This window comes from Lacrimispora xylanisolvens (assembly GCF_002934545.1).
Taxonomy (GTDB): domain Bacteria; phylum Bacillota; class Clostridia; order Lachnospirales; family Lachnospiraceae; genus Lacrimispora; species Lacrimispora xylanisolvens.
On record NZ_PTJA01000002.1, the window covers coordinates 200,473 to 215,686 of the forward strand.

Below are 15,214 nucleotides of genomic sequence, written 5' to 3' on the forward strand. Positions count from 1 at the left end.
ACCCCAAGGTGAATTCCTGTTAGATGATGTATTCCATTTTTGCGCCATGCTTAATGGTATTTCTGGAAATGGTGATACGCTGAACCGTAGGAGCACCCTCTTCCAGCCACATTGCGCGGCAGTCACGGTAGAGACGTTCAACCGGACCGTATTTGCAGTCTTCAAAGTATCCCACTCCGCCGAAGATCTCTAACATCTCATCACTGACTTTTCTTGTGGTATCAATGCTGTACAGCTTGCACATAGCTGCTTTCTCTTCAATGTACTCGCCGGTAGGATTCTCTTCATAAGATTTAGCAAAATCGTAAACCATGCAGCGCAGTGCATGAACCATCATGGACATATCAGCAATTTTGCAGCGGATTGCCTGACGGGTTCCGATTGGTTTTCCAAATGTGACACGGTCATTTGCATACTGTAAGGAAAGTTCCAGCATTCTCTGAGCCATACCTAAGTTACTTGCTGCGATATGGGCGCGGGATACAGATAAGGAATGCATGGCAATTTCAAGACCCTGGCCTTCTTTTCCTAATAAATACTTTTTGTCGATCTTGCAGTCTGTAAATTTCAGCTCTCCGTGTCCGGCTCCGCGGCAGCCCATCATATGAGGCATGTTGATGACTTCAAATCCTGGAGCATCCATGGGAACAAAGAATGCGGAAAGTCTGTCGTCTTTCTTGGATTCAGGATTGGTAACTGCAATTACATAAGCAAATTCGCAGCAGTCGGTATGGGAGATTAATGTTTTTTCTCCGTTTAATACGTAGGAATCGCCATCTTTTACTGCCATGGTATGTAAATCAGCTCCGGTACCGCCGGTTGCCTCTGTCAGAGCGAAACAGGTGAATACGGATTTATCCTGGAACTTGTTCATGTACTCATCTTTCAGTTCCTTGCTGCCGTAATCATCAAGGATTCTCCAGTTTAAATCCATTGCATAGTGAAGATGCATTCTCATTCCGCCCGGTCCTCTGGAGAATTCTTCCTGTACCTGTAAAATCTCAAGCTCGGACAGACCGTAGCCGCCGTATTCTACGGGCAGAGCGCAGCGGTATAAATCATTTTTGATTGACAGATCGTAGAATTCTTTTGGAAATTTATTGGTAACCTCGACTTCCTTCTGGATCTCTTCCAACGGTCCTTCTGCCAGCTCTCGGATTTGCATTAAATAGGATTGAAATTCTTCTTTGGATAATTTACTCATAGTTCCTTCCTCCTGGTTTTAAATAATTATTTTTTTAACAATCTTGCTGTTTTTATTATAAGCGTTGTATCTATAAAAATCCAATCGGCTCTATTCGGCCTTTTTTCAATCATTGATAGCCGGTGCCTATGCATGGATTTTGAACTTTGTTTTTTTATGATTGTCCAGAACGAAGCTGTATGGCATAATAAAAGCAATAAGAGTAAAAAGGAGTATGGGGATGAAAGACAAGCTGCTTGCGCCGATTCTTTCAGGGGAAGAGGAACTGATTCTCATTGAAGAAGAGGAATTAGTTAGAAAAATAGAGAGGGAAGAAGAAATCCGGGATGCCATAATCCGAAACGTCCGTATGAGTGGGAAGGATATTTCCCATATGCAGTTTTCCGCTTCCGTTTTTGAAAACTGCCTGTTTCAGGACTGTTCTTTTGAAAAAGGGGAATTTACCGATGTTATATTCCGTTCCTGTGATGTTTCCAACTGCGGTCTGGAAGACTGTTATTTTAACCGGACAGAATTTATTTCTTCCAAAGGGGTGGGCGCCAGGTTTTGCGGCAGTACCATACTACATACCAGAATAACAGACTGTAATTTCCGCTATGCCAATTTTGACAGTTCCAAAATGGAACATATTTACCTTACCGCCTCCCAGTTAGAGGGAGGGTTTCTTACCCAGTGCCGCATGAAGGGTCTGTTGTGGAATCAGGTTAACTTAGATAATGCCAGCTTTTTTAAGACTATGTTGAAAGGGATGGATTTTACCACCTGTACCATACACGGTCTTGTTCTGTCTGATGAGTGCAGGGAATTAAAAGGGGCAGTGGTGGATTTATATCAGGCAGCAGAGCTGGCAAAGTACTTAGGGGTGGTTGTAAAAAGCTAAGGAGTGATCATTTTTAATTCTTGGATGGCTTCAGATAGTAAGTTTAATGCAGTGATGTTCCGGGGCTTTTGCTGTTCCAGGGGAGCTTAGGTTTTACGTATTCTTATTTGGGGGCATAGGTAAAATATATCTGTTGCTATGCCTCAAATAATACAGATGGGACTGGAAAATTAGGGGAATGGGGCATGTGTAGGAAAAAGATTTAGTCTGTGCCACGCAAACGCAGAACTGCGGGGCATAAATAAAACGCTGTTTGCTGAGATGCCCTAATAGGGAAAAAGAAGGTCGGAAAAATGGAAAAATGGGGCATGTGCGGGAAAAAGATTTTATCTGTGCCACGCAAACATAAAACTGTGGGTCATAAATGTAAAGCTACTATTTTAATCCTCATTTTTAATTCTATATTAATTATAAGGTGTTATTTCCCATAATTTTGTGGTAAAATATTAACGATACAGCGGGTGAATGAGTGTTGAAAAGGAGGCGGGTTATTTATGATGGAACCCTCAAAGACTGCATAGCACGGGTTATGCAGTGAACTGATAAGTAATTGTATAGCCTTTGCTAATCCGGACAGAAAATTGTTTAGGAGGCAGCGATGCGCTATCAGAGAGCCAATGAAATTCTGCCAGAAGAGCTGGTGGAGCTGATTCAGAATTATATTGACGGGGAGTATGTCTATATCCCCAGAAAACAGGAAAACAAAAGGACCTGGGGAGAAGGAACCGGAGCGAGAGAAGAACGGAAACGCAGGGATCGTTCCATCTATCAAGATTACGTATCCGGATTTTGTGTAAAGGTTCTGGCGGAACGCTATTATCTGTCAGAGAAGAGCATTCAAAGGATCGTACTCCAGGAAAAGAAAGTAGATACAGGTAGTGTGTCATTGAAACGATGATACACTGCCTTTTTTTTATTTCATAAACGAGAGTGAGGTGGGAAGGCGGCTTCGTTCATAGTAGAGTGATCCGTAAAGACGACAATATGGAGGAAGATATGAATTGTAATTTACGGAAACTATGGCTGATTGTTCCCGATCAGCTGCCCACTGTCATAAGAAGGTGTCCAAAATGCAAAGGAAAAACAGAATTTCAAAACAGCGGTAAATTCAGGGTAAATGCCAATGGGAAACTGCTTGACGTATGGTTAATCTATCGCTGCAGCCATTGTGACACCTCCTGGAATATGACCATTATTGAGCGGGCAAACCCGGAGAATATAGATAAAGAAGAATATAAAGGCTTTTTAAGCAACAGCCCACAGCTGGCTGCCAGTTATGGAAGTAACAGAGAACTGTTTATAAAAAACAAAGCGGAAATCGTGGAAGCAAAATCTGGGTATCATATCCTGAAGACCCTCACTATCACACCAGGAAACAAAGAATATTCTCTGGAAATACAGATAAAAAATCCGTCTGCGCTGAAACTAAGGTTAGATGTTCTGCTTGCAGGGGAGCTTGAAGTTTCCAGAAATCAGATTAAAAAATGGTTTGATGGCGGGCTGGTGACTTCAGGACAGGAGGTTCTTTTGCCGGGGGCAAGAGTAATAGACGGGATGTTAATTCAGATAAAAAAGGAAGAGGCCATCGGGCAGGAATTGCTTGACGTTTGAATCATGCTGATTTATTCTTATAATGTAATAAAGTATAAGAACAAGGGTGATGAGAAATATGATAAAAACAGTTGCATCCGTAGGTCTGCCTGTAGGAGAAAGCTGGAATATATATAAAAACCGATTGGTACCAGAGGCGGTAACCGGTAAAGAAAAGCGGATCAGTATTGTCACCGGCGTTCATGGGGACGAGCTGGAAGGCCAGTTTGTATGTTATGAAATTAACCGTATTATCCGAGAAAATAAGGATTATTTAAAAGGAATTGTTGATATATATCCGGCACTTAACCCACTTGGAATCGATTCCATTACCAGAGGCCTGCCCGGGTATGACATTGATATGAACCGGATTTTTCCAGGTGATGAGGAGGGAGCTGTATCGGAACATATTGCTTCTGAGATCATGGCAGACATCTCCGGTTCTGATTTCTGCGTGGATTTACATGCCAGCAATATCTTTTTAAGAGAGATTCCCCAGATCCGTATGAGTGAAGCCTATGCAGACAAGCTGATCGGCTACGCAAAGCTGATGAATGTGGATCTGGTCTGGGTTTATGAAAATGCCGTAGTGCTGGATTCCACCCTGTCCCATGGTTTAAACAGCATTGGAGTTCCTACCTTCGTAGTTGAGATGGGAGTGGGGATGCGGATCACGAAAACCTATGGAAAGCAGCTGACAGAAGGAATCCTCTGCCTGATGAAGGAACTGGGAATATGGACAGGAGAAACCGTAATTCCCAAAGAACCCATGATTTCCTATAATCGGAAGCTTGGACTTTTGCATGCGGAAAGTCCGGGAATATTTATGCCCCTGGTGGAACATCTTGGTACGGTGAGAGAAAACCAGCCCATTGGGCAGATCTTAAATCCTTTAACCGGAACAATTCTGGAGGAAGTGGTTTCTCCCATAGACGGTCTGGTATTTACCCTCAGGGAATATCCGGTGGTATCGGCAGGATCTTTGCTGGCGCGGGTGTTAGGAGGGGAGCAGGCATGAGAAAAGAAATCATTTACACACTGAAGAATCTTTACAGGGATGATATGAATCTGTATGGCTATCATTTTGGCAAAGGGGAAAAGTCGGCCTGTATTGTAGGCGCCTGCAGAGGCAACGAGGTGCAGCAGCTTTATATCTGTTCCCAGTTAATCAGACAGCTGAAAGAGTTAGAGGAGCGGGGAGCCATCATTAAAGGCAATGAGATTATGGTGATTCCCACAGTGAATACAGCCTCATTAAACGTTGGCAAACGGTTCTGGCCTACCGATGATTCGGACATTAACCGCATGTATCCAGGAGACGGTAGCGGTGAAACGACGAAACGGATTGCTGCGGGCATCTTCGATGCAGTGAAAGAATACAGCTATGGAATTCAGTTTACCAGTTTTTATATACCCGGTAATTTCGTACCACATGTGCGTATGATGGATACCGGATTTCAAAACCCCAGTCTTGCAAATCTCTTTGGGCTTCCCTATGTGGTGGTTCGGGATGCCAAGCCATTTGATAAGGCAACACTGAATTATAACTGGCAGTTAAAGAATACCAGCGCATTCTCTATCTATACCAGCGGAACGGATCAGATTGATGAACCCTCTGCCCGTATGGCAGTAGCTTCTGTGCTGCGGTTTTTAACCCGAATGGGAATGGTGCGTTACACCAGTCACAGCGGCTATATTGCAACCGTTCTTCATGAAAGCGATTTATCCAGTGTCAGGACAGACTGTGCCGGCATTTACCGTCCCCACGTTAAGCCAGGCGAGGAAGTAAGCAGGGGGGAGATTCTGGCAGATATCCTGGATCCTTATGAAGGTGAGATTATAAGCCAGATTCTTGCGCCTACGGAAGGAATCGTATTCTTTTCCCATTCCCAGCCATTCGTTACTGAGGGGGGGATTATTTTTAAAATCATACGGCGGCTTCATGAATAATGTGCCGGTAAGAATGGAAAGGAGAGCGGACATGCAGGTTGCTGCTCTGGAGCGTATGCTCATTAATTCAATCATGGAAGTACAGATGAAACTGGGATATGAAAACGAAGTAATCCGGTTTTATTATCCTGAAAAAGCATTGCTTAATATTCTGAAAGCAGGGGATTCGGATGATGAAATAAAAACAGCACTGAAAGAATTCAAAGCTTATGTAAAAGACCGGCTGGGAGAAATAAAAATTACAAAAAGTCAGGACCGGTTCTGCTTTCTCATTCCCCCGGAAGGGGCACGCTATGTCTGGGAACAGGAAGAGAAGAGTGGTTTTTTAAAAGAATTTATTGAGATTATTGAAAAGCCTGGTGTAAAGCTGGAAGATATTAAAAACGTATTTTCCAGATATTCAGACGGTAAGTATATCTGCGAAAGCTGTGATGGGGAAGAATGCGATTTCATTTTGTATTTTGAAGACCCCTCCAGGGATTCATACCGTTATTTCATTAAATTCCATGATAATCATGGGACTTACCACAGATTTCTGTCAGAAGACGTGAAAGATATGGGATTCTAAAATTCACAGGAGGAGAAACCATGCATAAGAAAACATTAATTACAGTCTTATTTACAGGGATCTTAATCGCGGGATCAGTCAGCTTCCCGGCAAAGGCTGACACTGTTTCAGCAAACGAACCCATACCGCTGATAGAACCACTTATCATAAATACTGTAAATGGACCGGGTGCAAAAATAAACGGACCCTCTGCACCAAACCAGTCAGCAGCAGGAGATCAGGTGGTGTCCTTTGCAAGACAATTTTTAGGTAACCCTTACCGGTATGGAGGGACAAGCCTGACAGAGGGTGCAGACTGTTCCGGTTTTGTACAGAGTGTATATAAAAATTTTGGAATCAATCTGCCAAGAACCTCCCAGGATCAGGCAGCTGCAGGAGTGGATGCAGGCGGTATTGGAAATGCCAGACCGGGAGATCTTATCTCATACATAGGCCATATCGGGATTTATGCAGGCAATGGCCAGTTGATTCACGCCAGCGGCCCCGAAGATGGAATAAAGATATCCAATGTAGATTTTCAGCCCATTCAGTCGGTGAGGAGAATTCTAAATTAATAGAAAGAAAACAGAGGGAAAAACCCACCCATTCACTAAAAGAAGCCGGAGGATTAATATCCTGCGGCTTCTGCTTTCAGCATTATTTAAAAGAGTCATTAATTTTTAATGTCTGTCCCGTAAATTCCGTATCTTTATTTATGGTAACCATTTCTATAAGAGCGTTTTCCAAATCCAATCGATTCATCCCAATCAGTGATTCAGAAGAAGTCCGTTCCATCATCTTTTTACCAGATGCCTGATAAAAGTTATCTTCTATTAATTGTGAAATGTCTTTTAATTTTTCGCTTGCGCCGTTTAAGGCAGCCTTTATTTCAGCCGGATCACCGGACAGATCTGAAAGGCCCAGAGATTTTGCAGAAATATCCTGCAATACATTGCCCATCACCTTTGATGCCAGTCCATTGGAGTATTTATCATAAGTGTTAATCCAGTCATTATAAAACGAAACATAGGTATCAATCACTTCTGAAAAATCAGTTCTGATGCTATCTTTGTATTTGTCCACCAGTTCAGCTGCCCTCTTTTGCGAGATAACAGAATTATTTGTCTGTGATGAGTCACCGTTTGCAATTTTTTCATATTGGTCAATTTTAGATAGCGTGGTATCCAATTGTTTCATTTGATATTCTAACTCATCTTTTATGGAATTTATTCCATCACGCTGCATGGTCAGAGAGGATTCTGCCCACTCTGCCTCCGTCCGGTTTCCGCTTATAGGTGAATTTTTATAGTCTATTAATTTCGTTGTGTCTTTCTTCTCAGTCTCTTGTGATTGTATTGCCTCTAAGCTGATTTTAACAATATCAAAGTCTGGTTTTTTCTGCCTGGCATTGGTATTTATTCTGTTAATCACATTATTAAATTGGACATTTTGAGTGCGAAACCTGGATTTAAAATCAATCATAGAGTTGCTATTTTTTATAATCATACTTTTTCCCCCACCCCAACATTAAATAGAATAAATCTGTATATATTGGATATCGACTGTCAATGGGAAAAAATAACTGAATTTGTAATTATTCCGCCAGCTGTCTTTAAAGCGCTGAAAGCAGATACATGGTAAAGGAACCGGCAGCCAGAAGTATTCCATCGGAAGATGTAACTTCCACTCTGTTTACCACAGACCGGCTTCCTTTATGAATGGCGTTTGCTTCCACAAAGATCTGGCCGGAGCTGATTCCTTTTATAAAATCAATGTTTCCATGCTGTGTGACATTGGCGTACTCGTAAGCATAGGCAGCCATACCTGATGTAATATCACAAAGGGTAAAAATAAAGCCCCCATGGAGATTTCCGTATAGATTTAAGGCACCTTCTGTAATTTCTAAAGTGATTTTTGAGTGTCCCGGCCATACCTCTAAAAGTTCGGCTTTCTCCACACCGCTTAAAGGGAGGATGTGACGCCGGATTCCTTCCATAATTTCTTCACGCATTTGGTCTTCCTCCTCTTCTTTATAAAAAGAATTTTCGTACTTTCTGCAATATATCATACTTTTTTACCGGCATACAAGCGGTAAATAAATATATGGTCAAAAACTATTGATCCGCGTTTACACATAGGAGGGATCGATTGGATGTTATTTCGTACATGTCTTATAATATGACTATATTGTTAAAAAAACGACATAGTTCGACTTTCACGGGGAGAGGGGTGCTGGGTCGTCATAAAGGAGGATGGTATTATGAGCACCGGAATTGCAGGTAACAGAAATCAAACCAGTACAGTAGACTGGAAAACCGTAGTTGTATTTGTTTCTATTGCATTTAGTTCCCAGTGCGGTGGCGGATTTGCTGCCGGTTCTACACCCTGGTCCTATTTTTTTATGAATACGGGATTTTACGGGATGCTGCCTAAAGTAACACAGTCTTACTTCTGCCTGTTCATGCCCCTTGTGGTAGCGGCAATCAACTGTTTTATTATCTATTTTTTTATGAAGTTTGCAATGGATTTTAAAACCTTTGACTATGGTGAGTTTTTAAAGAAATATGGTTCCCGTTTTCTGGGAGGCAGGTTTGCAAAACCAATGCAGATTGTATACGAGTTTAACTTTAACTGGCTTTTAATCGTATGCATGGCTCTTGCCTATTCTTCTTCCGGATCGGCGTTAGCAGAGCTTTCCGGAATGCCCTACCTGATTACCACCTTTGCAGTCGGAATTATTATGTTTTTACTTTGCATGAAAGGAGCCGGACTTGTAAGGAAAAATGCGGTTTTTATGAGTGCAGTGATCTTTGTCACTTTACTGGCAATTCACGTTCCCAATCTTATTTACAATATCAGCTGCGGCAGACTGACAAGAGAACTGGGAGTGATGGGAGAATCCTTAAACCAGGGAATTGCCTCAGGAGCAGGAAGCTTTCTAAGTTACCTTCTGACTGCTTTATGCTGGGCTTACATATTCTCCGGTCAGAATCTTGGTGGTTTCGGAGCTTACGTAAATCATGCACAGCTGTTTAAAAATAAAAGCACGTTGCGCTGGTCTGTGGTTCTGTCTGTTATTTTAAACTGGATTTTTCTTGAGATAACCGTGGTCAATTTAGCCGCTAATTACTCTGAAGTTTTAGAAGGCTGGAAAGCGGGAAAAGCGGTGTACACCATTTTGGTGGTGCAAAACGGATTCGGGGGAGAGCAGGTGAAAGCGGTTTTACTGACTCTCATTACCATTTCCATCTTTTTTGCCACCATTTCCACTGCAATTAACTATGCTCAGGGCTTTAATGACCGTGTAATTAACTGGTATCAGAAGAAAACAGGTGAGAATGCCCAGACAGCAGAAGCAAAAAGAAACAGAAGAGGAGCTTTGCTCACTTTGTTTTATATTATTTTCACCTGGGGTGTCTCTCAGGTAGGGCTTACCAGCCTTGTTTCCAAAGGACTTACGCTGGTATCCTATATTAATTTATTTACACTCATTATTCCCACTGTCTTGAATGCTGTAATTGGATGGCGGGATGGAGATTATTCTAAAGAATAGATAAGAAGGGGCAATATGATGGAAAAAGAAAATAAGAAAGCATTGAAACAAAAGAAATCAGCAGGCAGAAAAATTATGGACAAATTGGAAAACAAGTCCATAAAAAAGAGGCTTCTTTATGGAATCATCGGTATGGCAGTTTCCATATCAGCCATCTACGGATTGATTAACGGCATGATGTTTTACCGGGATGCCAAAAATAATATTGAGCTTCGTCTGACGGAATGTGCCACTGCCTACAGCCAGTCTGTGGAGAATTCCATTGATCTTTACAGAGCCAGAATTGAATTTATTGCACAAAATCCGGATATTACAGATCCATCCTTAAGTAAGGATCAGAGGACCCAGTTACTGGCTGAGATTGCAAAAGACAACGGATTTGCAACGCTTTCCATTGCTGGTGCGGACGGAAAAACTAGCGATGGAGGGGATGCCAGTGAACGGGAGTATTTTAAACAGTCCATTGCGGGAAATACATACATATCCTCAACCATTGTAAGCAAAGTAACCGGTAAAACGGTATTAATTGTGTCCGCAAAGGTAAAAAGCGATGATTATAATGGAATTGTCATTGCAACACTGGATTCTGATACCTTCAGCACGATGATTGATGGTGTGGAGGTTGGAAAGTCCGGCTATGGATTTATTATAGATAAAGAGGGCAAGATTATCGCCCACAAAAACAGAGACCGGGTAAAAGATCAGACTAACTATATTGAAATGGCTAAAACAGATAAAAACTATCAGGGTACATCTGATGAAATGAAGGATATGATAGCGGGTAAGACAGGAATACAGACGGTTAATTTCAAAGGGGTGAATATGACCACTGGTTATACTCCCATAAAAGGAACAGACGGCTGGTCAATCGGTGTGGTTACAAAGGAATCGGAGATGATGTCAAGCTTTCGGACCTCCCTTTTTACTACGATGATGATCACTCTGCTTATGATCATTCTGTCCTTTGTAATTGCTTTCAGAATTGCAAAACCAATTGTGGAACCTATTTTAAATCTGGTTAACCGGATCCGCCTTTTAGAAGAAGGAGATCTTCATTCTCCAGTTCCCCAGGTTATTACGGGAAATGAACTGGAGACCCTTTCCAAATCATTTACCGGTACAGTTGCCACCTTAAACAGTTACATCAATGAAATTTCAGTTATTCTCACCAGTCTGGAAAAAGGAGACTGCACCGTCAGTGTAACCCAGGATTATAAAGGAGATTTCGTTCAGATCAAGGATTCCTTAAGAGGAATTATTTTAAATCTCAATTCGGTTTTAGGAAACATCCGTGTATCCTCTGATCAGGTAGCAGAAGGTTCCAAACAGATATCCAGTGCTTCCCAGTCTCTTGCGACGGGGGCAACCGAACAGGCGGCTACTGTGGAAGAGTTAAATGCTGCCATTTCCAATGTCTCCAGCCAGGCAGAGGAAAATGCGAAACGGGTAGAAAATGCCACCAGATTTGTAAAGGAAGCTGTGACAGGAGTCAGGGAAGGCAATGAATGTATGGATCAGCTGGACCGCTCCATGAAAGAAATCGGTGCAGCTTCCGAAAAGATTAAAAACATTACAAAGGTAATAGAGGATATTGCATTTCAGACCAATATTCTGGCTTTAAACGCTGCTGTGGAATCGGCCCGTGCAGGAGAAGCCGGAAAGGGATTTGCAGTGGTTGCCGATGAAGTACGTAATCTGGCAGCCAAATCTGCAGAAGCAGCCAAGCAGACAGCAGATTTAATCGGTTATTCCGTGGCTACTATTTCAGAAGGAGGAAAACTGGCTGACCAGTCTGCGGGAATTTTAAAAACAGTGGAAGAAAAAGCTGGTCTGGTTGATGACATTATTCATGAGATTGCCCTGGCTTCAGAAGCGCAGGTTCAGGCAATGGAAGAGATTAACCAGGGATTGTCCCAGGTATCCACAGTGGTACAAAACAATGCCGCCACGGCCGAGGAAAGCTCCGCTTCCAGTGAGGAACTGGATTCTCTGGCACAGGCACTGAAACAGGAAGTGGAGACTTTTAAACTGAGAGACAGCATGTAAAAATAACAGATTCCATAGGAAGTCCGTTTTTTACGTCAGAATTATGACGCAAAGAACGGACTTTTTTTAAGTCATAATTTGTCCCACTTTTCATATATTGAGGTAAGAGGAGGGATGAGAGTGGAGAGAAAAGACGAGCTGATCAATCTGTTTTCTAAAAACGTAAGAGAAATCTTAAACAAGGTAGCCTTAAATTTTGACGAAGTCCAGGAAATAAGGCTCCGCGTGGCTGCCCCTCTTATGCTGGTGTACAGAAACGAAGAGTATTATTTAACCGGATCAGGTAATATCAGCAAAAAACTGGAAGAAGCCTATCACATTACAAAAAACGAACTGAAGGAAACCATGGAGTATATGAGCAATTACTCCCTGTATGCGTTTGAAGAAGAATTAAAGCAGGGCTTCCTTACTGTACAAGGGGGGCACAGAATCGGGATTGCAGGCAAGACAATCCTTGATGAGTCCGGGATAAAGACCATGAAATACATATCTTTTATTAATATCCGCCTTTCCCATCAGGTAAAGGGCTGTGCTTCTCCCATACTGCCTTTTGTCTATAAAAATCAAAGAGAAGTCTGCCATACCCTGATTATTTCCCCGCCCAGATGCGGAAAGACCACACTGCTTCGTGATTTGATCCGGCAGATATCAGATGGTTCCAGAGAGTTTGCAGGTATGAACGTGGGAGTAGTAGATGAGCGGTCTGAGATCGGAGCCTGTTACCAGGGAGCGCCGCAAAATGATCTGGGAATCCGTACTGATATTTTAGACTGCTGTCCAAAGGCAAAGGGGATGATGATGTTAATCCGCACCATGTCTCCCAGAGTGATTGCAGTGGATGAGGTGGGAAGCAGGGAAGACTTAGATGCCATCGAATACGTAATGAACTGCGGATGCAAACTGATCGCAACGGTACACGGCAGCTCCATTGAAGATTTAAGACAGAAGCCGGTGCTGAGAACCCTTTTGGAGGAACGGATTTTTGAACGGTATATTGTTTTAAATAACTTAGGCAGAATCGGAAACATTGATCAGATCTTTGATTCCAGAGGAACCCAGTTATATAAGGCAAATATATTTGGAACCGGGGTCCGGCCGGACAGGCAGGAGAGCAGGGCTTATGGGTAATACATGGTTAAGACTGGCAGGGGCAGCCCTTGTAATCGTATCCTGCTCCGGTCTTGGTTTTTATATGGCCTCCCAGTGGAATGAGCATTTAAAAACAGTGGAACATTTAAGAAAAATGATCTTCCTTTTAAAAGGGGAAATCGTCTATGCCAATTCTCCCCTGGCAGAAGCCTTCGAGCGGACAGGCAGGAAAGCAGGAGGGCAGATGGGAGATTTGTTTTTAAAGGTGTCAGAACGACTGACGGGGCAAAGAGGGGAAAGCTTTTACGGCATCTGGCAGGAAGAAATTGACGGTCTTCCAAAAGAGGTGTGTCTATCCAGTGAGGATAAGCAGAATTTAAAGGGGCTTGGGGAACATCTGGGTTATTTAGATACCGGAATGCAGGAGAGGACAATCCTTCTTTATCTGGAACAACTGGATCTGTCAATTGATTATCTAAGAAATCATAAACAGGAAAAGAGCCGGCTTTATACAAGCCTTGGCATCATGGGAGGTTTATTCCTGACCATTGTAATGTATTAAGGAGGATAGCATGGGAGTCAATTTGATATTTAAAATTGCAGCAGTGGGAATTCTGGTTTCCGTCATCTGCCAGGTATTAAAACACAGCGGACGGGAAGAACAGGCATTTTTAACAAGCCTGGCAGGGCTCATTCTTGTGCTGTTCTGGCTGGTACCTTACATTTATCAGCTGTTTGAATCCATTAAAAATCTGTTTGCATTGTAGGTGAGAATATGACGGTTGTTTCCATAGCTGTTGTGGGGATTGTGGCAGTGCTTCTGGCAGTTTCCCTTAAAGGAATGAAGGGGGAATACGGAACCTTTCTGGTCCTTGCAGCAGGGTTTTTTATCTTTTTTTATGGGGTAGGGAAGCTTAGCACAATTCTTGATACCATGAAAGAAATCCAGTCCTACATAAAAATCAACAGCGTCTATCTGTCCACCCTGGTAAAGATGATAGGAATTACCTATATTGCAGAGTTTGCATCGGGAATCTGTAAAGATGCAGGTTACAGTGCAGTGGGAACCCAGATTGAGATATTTGGAAAGCTTTCCGTGCTGGCAGTCAGTATGCCAATTCTTCTGGCACTGATTGAAACACTTCAGGTATTTTTATCATGACAGGAGGAAGGAACATGAAAAGGAGGTTTTTATTTTTTCTGTGTCTTCTGTGTTTTCTTTTTCCCGCCAGTATCTCCTGGGGAGCGCAGGCTCCGGCAAAAGAGCAGGAAACAGAGGTTACTCAGGGGCTTGATCTGGATCAGTATGATCTGACTGACATTCAGAAATTTCTGGATCAGAGAAATGATAATCAGGGGCTTAATCTTTCCTTTCAGGATTTAATGAAAAGTCTTATGGATGGGAAGTTAAATGATGTGCTCAGCCAGACTGGAAAAGCGCTTAAAAAAATGCTGATGGGCGAAATCGAAAGCAGCGGGCATATGATGGGCCAGATTCTTGTACTTGGCATTATCGGGGCTGTCTTTTCTAATTTTTCCAGTGTATTTACAGGAAGTCAGATCTCCGAAACCGGTTTTTTTGTTACTTATTTATTACTGTTTACCTATCTGGCAGCCAGCTTTTTCACCAGCATTTCCATTGTAAGCGGCGTGGTTGACCAGATACTGGGGTTTATGAGAGTGCTGATGCCTGCGTATTTTCTGGCGGCGGCATTTGCAGGAAGCAGTGCCACCGCAGTGGCATCTTATGAGTTTACCCTGGTTATCTTATCTGCTTCCCAGTGGCTTTTAGGAACGGTGCTGTTATCACTGATCCGTGTATACGCTCTTCTGGTTATGGCAGGTCATATTGCAAAAGAAGACATGTTATCAAAGCTGACGGAACTGTTAGAGCAGGTGGTTTCCTGGAGCTTAAAGACTTTAGTCGGACTGGTACTGGGATTTCAGATGATCCAGTCCATGGTGCTTCCTTATGTGGATTCCTTAAAGACGGGAGCAGTTCAAAAGCTGGTGGGTGCAATTCCAGGGATTGGACAGGGGGTCAGCTCTGTGGCCCAGATGGTATTAGGCTCTGGTGTACTGATTAAGAATACCATTGGAGCAGCCGGTATCCTGATTCTCATTGTTCTTACCATCGTTCCCATTCTAAAGCTTGTTATCTTAATGTTATTTTATCAATGTGTGGCAGCCCTTTTGCAGCCAGTCTGTGATAAACGGATAGTATCCTGCATTTCCGATATGGCAAAGGGACATAAAATGCTATTGTCTGTCGCCATATCCTGCATGATTTTATTTATCGTCACCATAGCACTTGTGTGTGCTTCTACCAATGTAACCTATTATTCCGGGTGAGTG

The 15,214-nt window shown here is 42.6% G+C and carries 17 protein-coding genes; 14 read left to right on the top strand and 3 right to left on the bottom strand.

Translation table 11 applies throughout. The features are described 5' to 3' along the window. Positions 1-19: 19 nt before the first annotated feature. Positions 20-1,204 carry an acyl-CoA dehydrogenase family protein gene (locus tag BXY41_RS04260; RefSeq protein ID WP_104435016.1) on the bottom strand — a complete coding sequence of 395 codons (1,185 nt, stop codon included), beginning with the start codon at positions 1,202-1,204 and terminating at the stop codon, positions 20-22. Between the two features lie 220 nt (positions 1,205-1,424). Between BXY41_RS04260 and BXY41_RS04265 the strand changes: the two genes are divergently transcribed. The 7 genes from BXY41_RS04265 (at position 1,425) to BXY41_RS04295 (ending at position 6,746) form a co-directional block, all read left to right on the top strand. Continuing rightward, positions 1,425-2,084 (top strand): pentapeptide repeat-containing protein, encoded by a 660-nt coding sequence (locus BXY41_RS04265; RefSeq protein ID WP_104435018.1) that lies wholly within the window; start codon positions 1,425-1,427, stop codon positions 2,082-2,084. A gap of 598 nt (positions 2,085-2,682) precedes the next feature. Then, positions 2,683-2,982: a CD3324 family protein gene (locus BXY41_RS04270; protein ID WP_104435020.1), complete on the top strand. Its 300-nt coding sequence runs from the start codon at positions 2,683-2,685 to the stop codon at positions 2,980-2,982. A gap of 98 nt (positions 2,983-3,080) precedes the next feature. Further along, positions 3,081-3,695 carry a DUF1062 domain-containing protein gene (locus tag BXY41_RS04275; RefSeq protein WP_104435022.1) on the top strand — a complete coding sequence of 205 codons (615 nt, stop codon included), beginning with the start codon at positions 3,081-3,083 and terminating at the stop codon, positions 3,693-3,695. Between the two features lie 58 nt (positions 3,696-3,753). After that, entirely contained in the window at positions 3,754-4,692 is a 939-nt protein-coding gene (locus tag BXY41_RS04280; protein ID WP_104435024.1) for a M14 family metallopeptidase, read from the top strand. Further along, complete coding sequence (locus tag BXY41_RS04285; protein ID WP_104435026.1) at positions 4,689-5,624, top strand: M14 family metallopeptidase; 936 nt, start codon at positions 4,689-4,691, stop codon at positions 5,622-5,624. The genes BXY41_RS04280 and BXY41_RS04285 overlap by 4 nt, the downstream gene beginning before the upstream one ends. Positions 5,625-5,655: 31 nt before the next feature. Beyond that, entirely contained in the window at positions 5,656-6,192 is a 537-nt protein-coding gene (locus BXY41_RS04290) for a DUF3877 family protein (RefSeq protein ID WP_170072209.1), read from the top strand. A 20-nt stretch (positions 6,193-6,212) separates the two neighbouring features. Next, entirely contained in the window at positions 6,213-6,746 is a 534-nt protein-coding gene (locus BXY41_RS04295; protein ID WP_104435030.1) for a C40 family peptidase, read from the top strand. Between the two features lie 82 nt (positions 6,747-6,828). Here the strand turns inward: BXY41_RS04295 and BXY41_RS04300 are convergent, their stop codons facing one another. Together BXY41_RS04300 and BXY41_RS04305 are read right to left on the bottom strand one after the other, a co-directional pair. Then, positions 6,829-7,677, bottom strand: a complete 849-nt coding sequence (locus BXY41_RS04300; RefSeq protein ID WP_104435032.1) for a hypothetical protein — start codon at positions 7,675-7,677, stop codon at positions 6,829-6,831. Between the two features lie 106 nt (positions 7,678-7,783). Then, positions 7,784-8,182: a PaaI family thioesterase gene (locus BXY41_RS04305; RefSeq protein ID WP_104435034.1), complete on the bottom strand. Its 399-nt coding sequence runs from the start codon at positions 8,180-8,182 to the stop codon at positions 7,784-7,786. Positions 8,183-8,431: 249 nt separating this feature from the next. Between BXY41_RS04305 and BXY41_RS27075 the strand changes: the two genes are divergently transcribed. The 7 genes from BXY41_RS27075 (at position 8,432) to BXY41_RS04340 (ending at position 15,211) form a co-directional block, all read left to right on the top strand. Beyond that, positions 8,432-9,724: a hypothetical protein gene (locus tag BXY41_RS27075; protein WP_242980034.1), complete on the top strand. Its 1,293-nt coding sequence runs from the start codon at positions 8,432-8,434 to the stop codon at positions 9,722-9,724. Positions 9,725-9,739: 15 nt separating this feature from the next. Then, on the top strand, positions 9,740-11,770 hold the full coding sequence (locus BXY41_RS04315) for a methyl-accepting chemotaxis protein (RefSeq protein ID WP_104435036.1): 2,031 nt from the start codon (positions 9,740-9,742) through the stop codon (positions 11,768-11,770). 120 nt (positions 11,771-11,890) lie between these two features. Beyond that, positions 11,891-12,898 carry a stage III sporulation protein AA gene (gene spoIIIAA / locus BXY41_RS04320; RefSeq protein ID WP_185140337.1) on the top strand — a complete coding sequence of 336 codons (1,008 nt, stop codon included), beginning with the start codon at positions 11,891-11,893 and terminating at the stop codon, positions 12,896-12,898. Then, positions 12,891-13,421, top strand: coding sequence for a stage III sporulation protein AB (locus BXY41_RS04325; protein ID WP_104435040.1), 531 nt, complete (start codon positions 12,891-12,893; stop codon positions 13,419-13,421). Before spoIIIAA ends, BXY41_RS04325 begins: the two co-directional genes overlap by 8 nt. 10 nt (positions 13,422-13,431) lie before the next feature. After that, a complete protein-coding gene (gene spoIIIAC, locus BXY41_RS04330) occupies positions 13,432-13,626 on the top strand; it encodes a stage III sporulation protein AC (RefSeq protein WP_013273849.1) in 195 nt (64 codons plus the stop codon). A gap of 8 nt (positions 13,627-13,634) precedes the next feature. Continuing rightward, positions 13,635-14,021: a stage III sporulation protein AD gene (gene spoIIIAD / locus BXY41_RS04335; RefSeq protein ID WP_104435042.1), complete on the top strand. Its 387-nt coding sequence runs from the start codon at positions 13,635-13,637 to the stop codon at positions 14,019-14,021. 14 nt (positions 14,022-14,035) lie between these two features. After that, positions 14,036-15,211 (top strand): stage III sporulation protein AE, encoded by a 1,176-nt coding sequence (locus BXY41_RS04340; protein ID WP_104435044.1) that lies wholly within the window; start codon positions 14,036-14,038, stop codon positions 15,209-15,211. The last annotated feature ends 3 nt before the right edge of the window (positions 15,212-15,214 follow it).

Excerpts from the sequence above, each read along its gene's own strand:
- BXY41_RS04260 (WP_104435016.1), bottom strand. The coding sequence starts at position 1,204 with ATGAGTAAATTATCCAAAGAAGAATTTCAATCCTATTTAATGCAAATC.
- BXY41_RS04265 (WP_104435018.1), top strand. The coding sequence starts at position 1,425 with ATGAAAGACAAGCTGCTTGCGCCGATTCTTTCAGGGGAAGAGGAACTG.
- BXY41_RS04270 (WP_104435020.1), top strand. The coding sequence starts at position 2,683 with ATGCGCTATCAGAGAGCCAATGAAATTCTGCCAGAAGAGCTGGTGGAG.
- BXY41_RS04275 (WP_104435022.1), top strand. The coding sequence starts at position 3,081 with ATGAATTGTAATTTACGGAAACTATGGCTGATTGTTCCCGATCAGCTG.
- BXY41_RS04280 (WP_104435024.1), top strand. The coding sequence starts at position 3,754 with ATGATAAAAACAGTTGCATCCGTAGGTCTGCCTGTAGGAGAAAGCTGG.
- BXY41_RS04285 (WP_104435026.1), top strand. The coding sequence starts at position 4,689 with ATGAGAAAAGAAATCATTTACACACTGAAGAATCTTTACAGGGATGAT.
- BXY41_RS04290 (WP_170072209.1), top strand. The coding sequence starts at position 5,656 with ATGCAGGTTGCTGCTCTGGAGCGTATGCTCATTAATTCAATCATGGAA.
- BXY41_RS04295 (WP_104435030.1), top strand. The coding sequence starts at position 6,213 with ATGCATAAGAAAACATTAATTACAGTCTTATTTACAGGGATCTTAATC.
- BXY41_RS04300 (WP_104435032.1), bottom strand. The coding sequence starts at position 7,677 with ATGATTATAAAAAATAGCAACTCTATGATTGATTTTAAATCCAGGTTT.
- BXY41_RS04305 (WP_104435034.1), bottom strand. The coding sequence starts at position 8,182 with ATGCGTGAAGAAATTATGGAAGGAATCCGGCGTCACATCCTCCCTTTA.
- BXY41_RS27075 (WP_242980034.1), top strand. The coding sequence starts at position 8,432 with ATGAGCACCGGAATTGCAGGTAACAGAAATCAAACCAGTACAGTAGAC.
- BXY41_RS04315 (WP_104435036.1), top strand. The coding sequence starts at position 9,740 with ATGATGGAAAAAGAAAATAAGAAAGCATTGAAACAAAAGAAATCAGCA.
- BXY41_RS04325 (WP_104435040.1), top strand. The coding sequence starts at position 12,891 with ATGGGTAATACATGGTTAAGACTGGCAGGGGCAGCCCTTGTAATCGTA.
- spoIIIAC (WP_013273849.1), top strand. The coding sequence starts at position 13,432 with ATGGGAGTCAATTTGATATTTAAAATTGCAGCAGTGGGAATTCTGGTT.
- spoIIIAD (WP_104435042.1), top strand. The coding sequence starts at position 13,635 with ATGACGGTTGTTTCCATAGCTGTTGTGGGGATTGTGGCAGTGCTTCTG.
- BXY41_RS04340 (WP_104435044.1), top strand. The coding sequence starts at position 14,036 with ATGAAAAGGAGGTTTTTATTTTTTCTGTGTCTTCTGTGTTTTCTTTTT.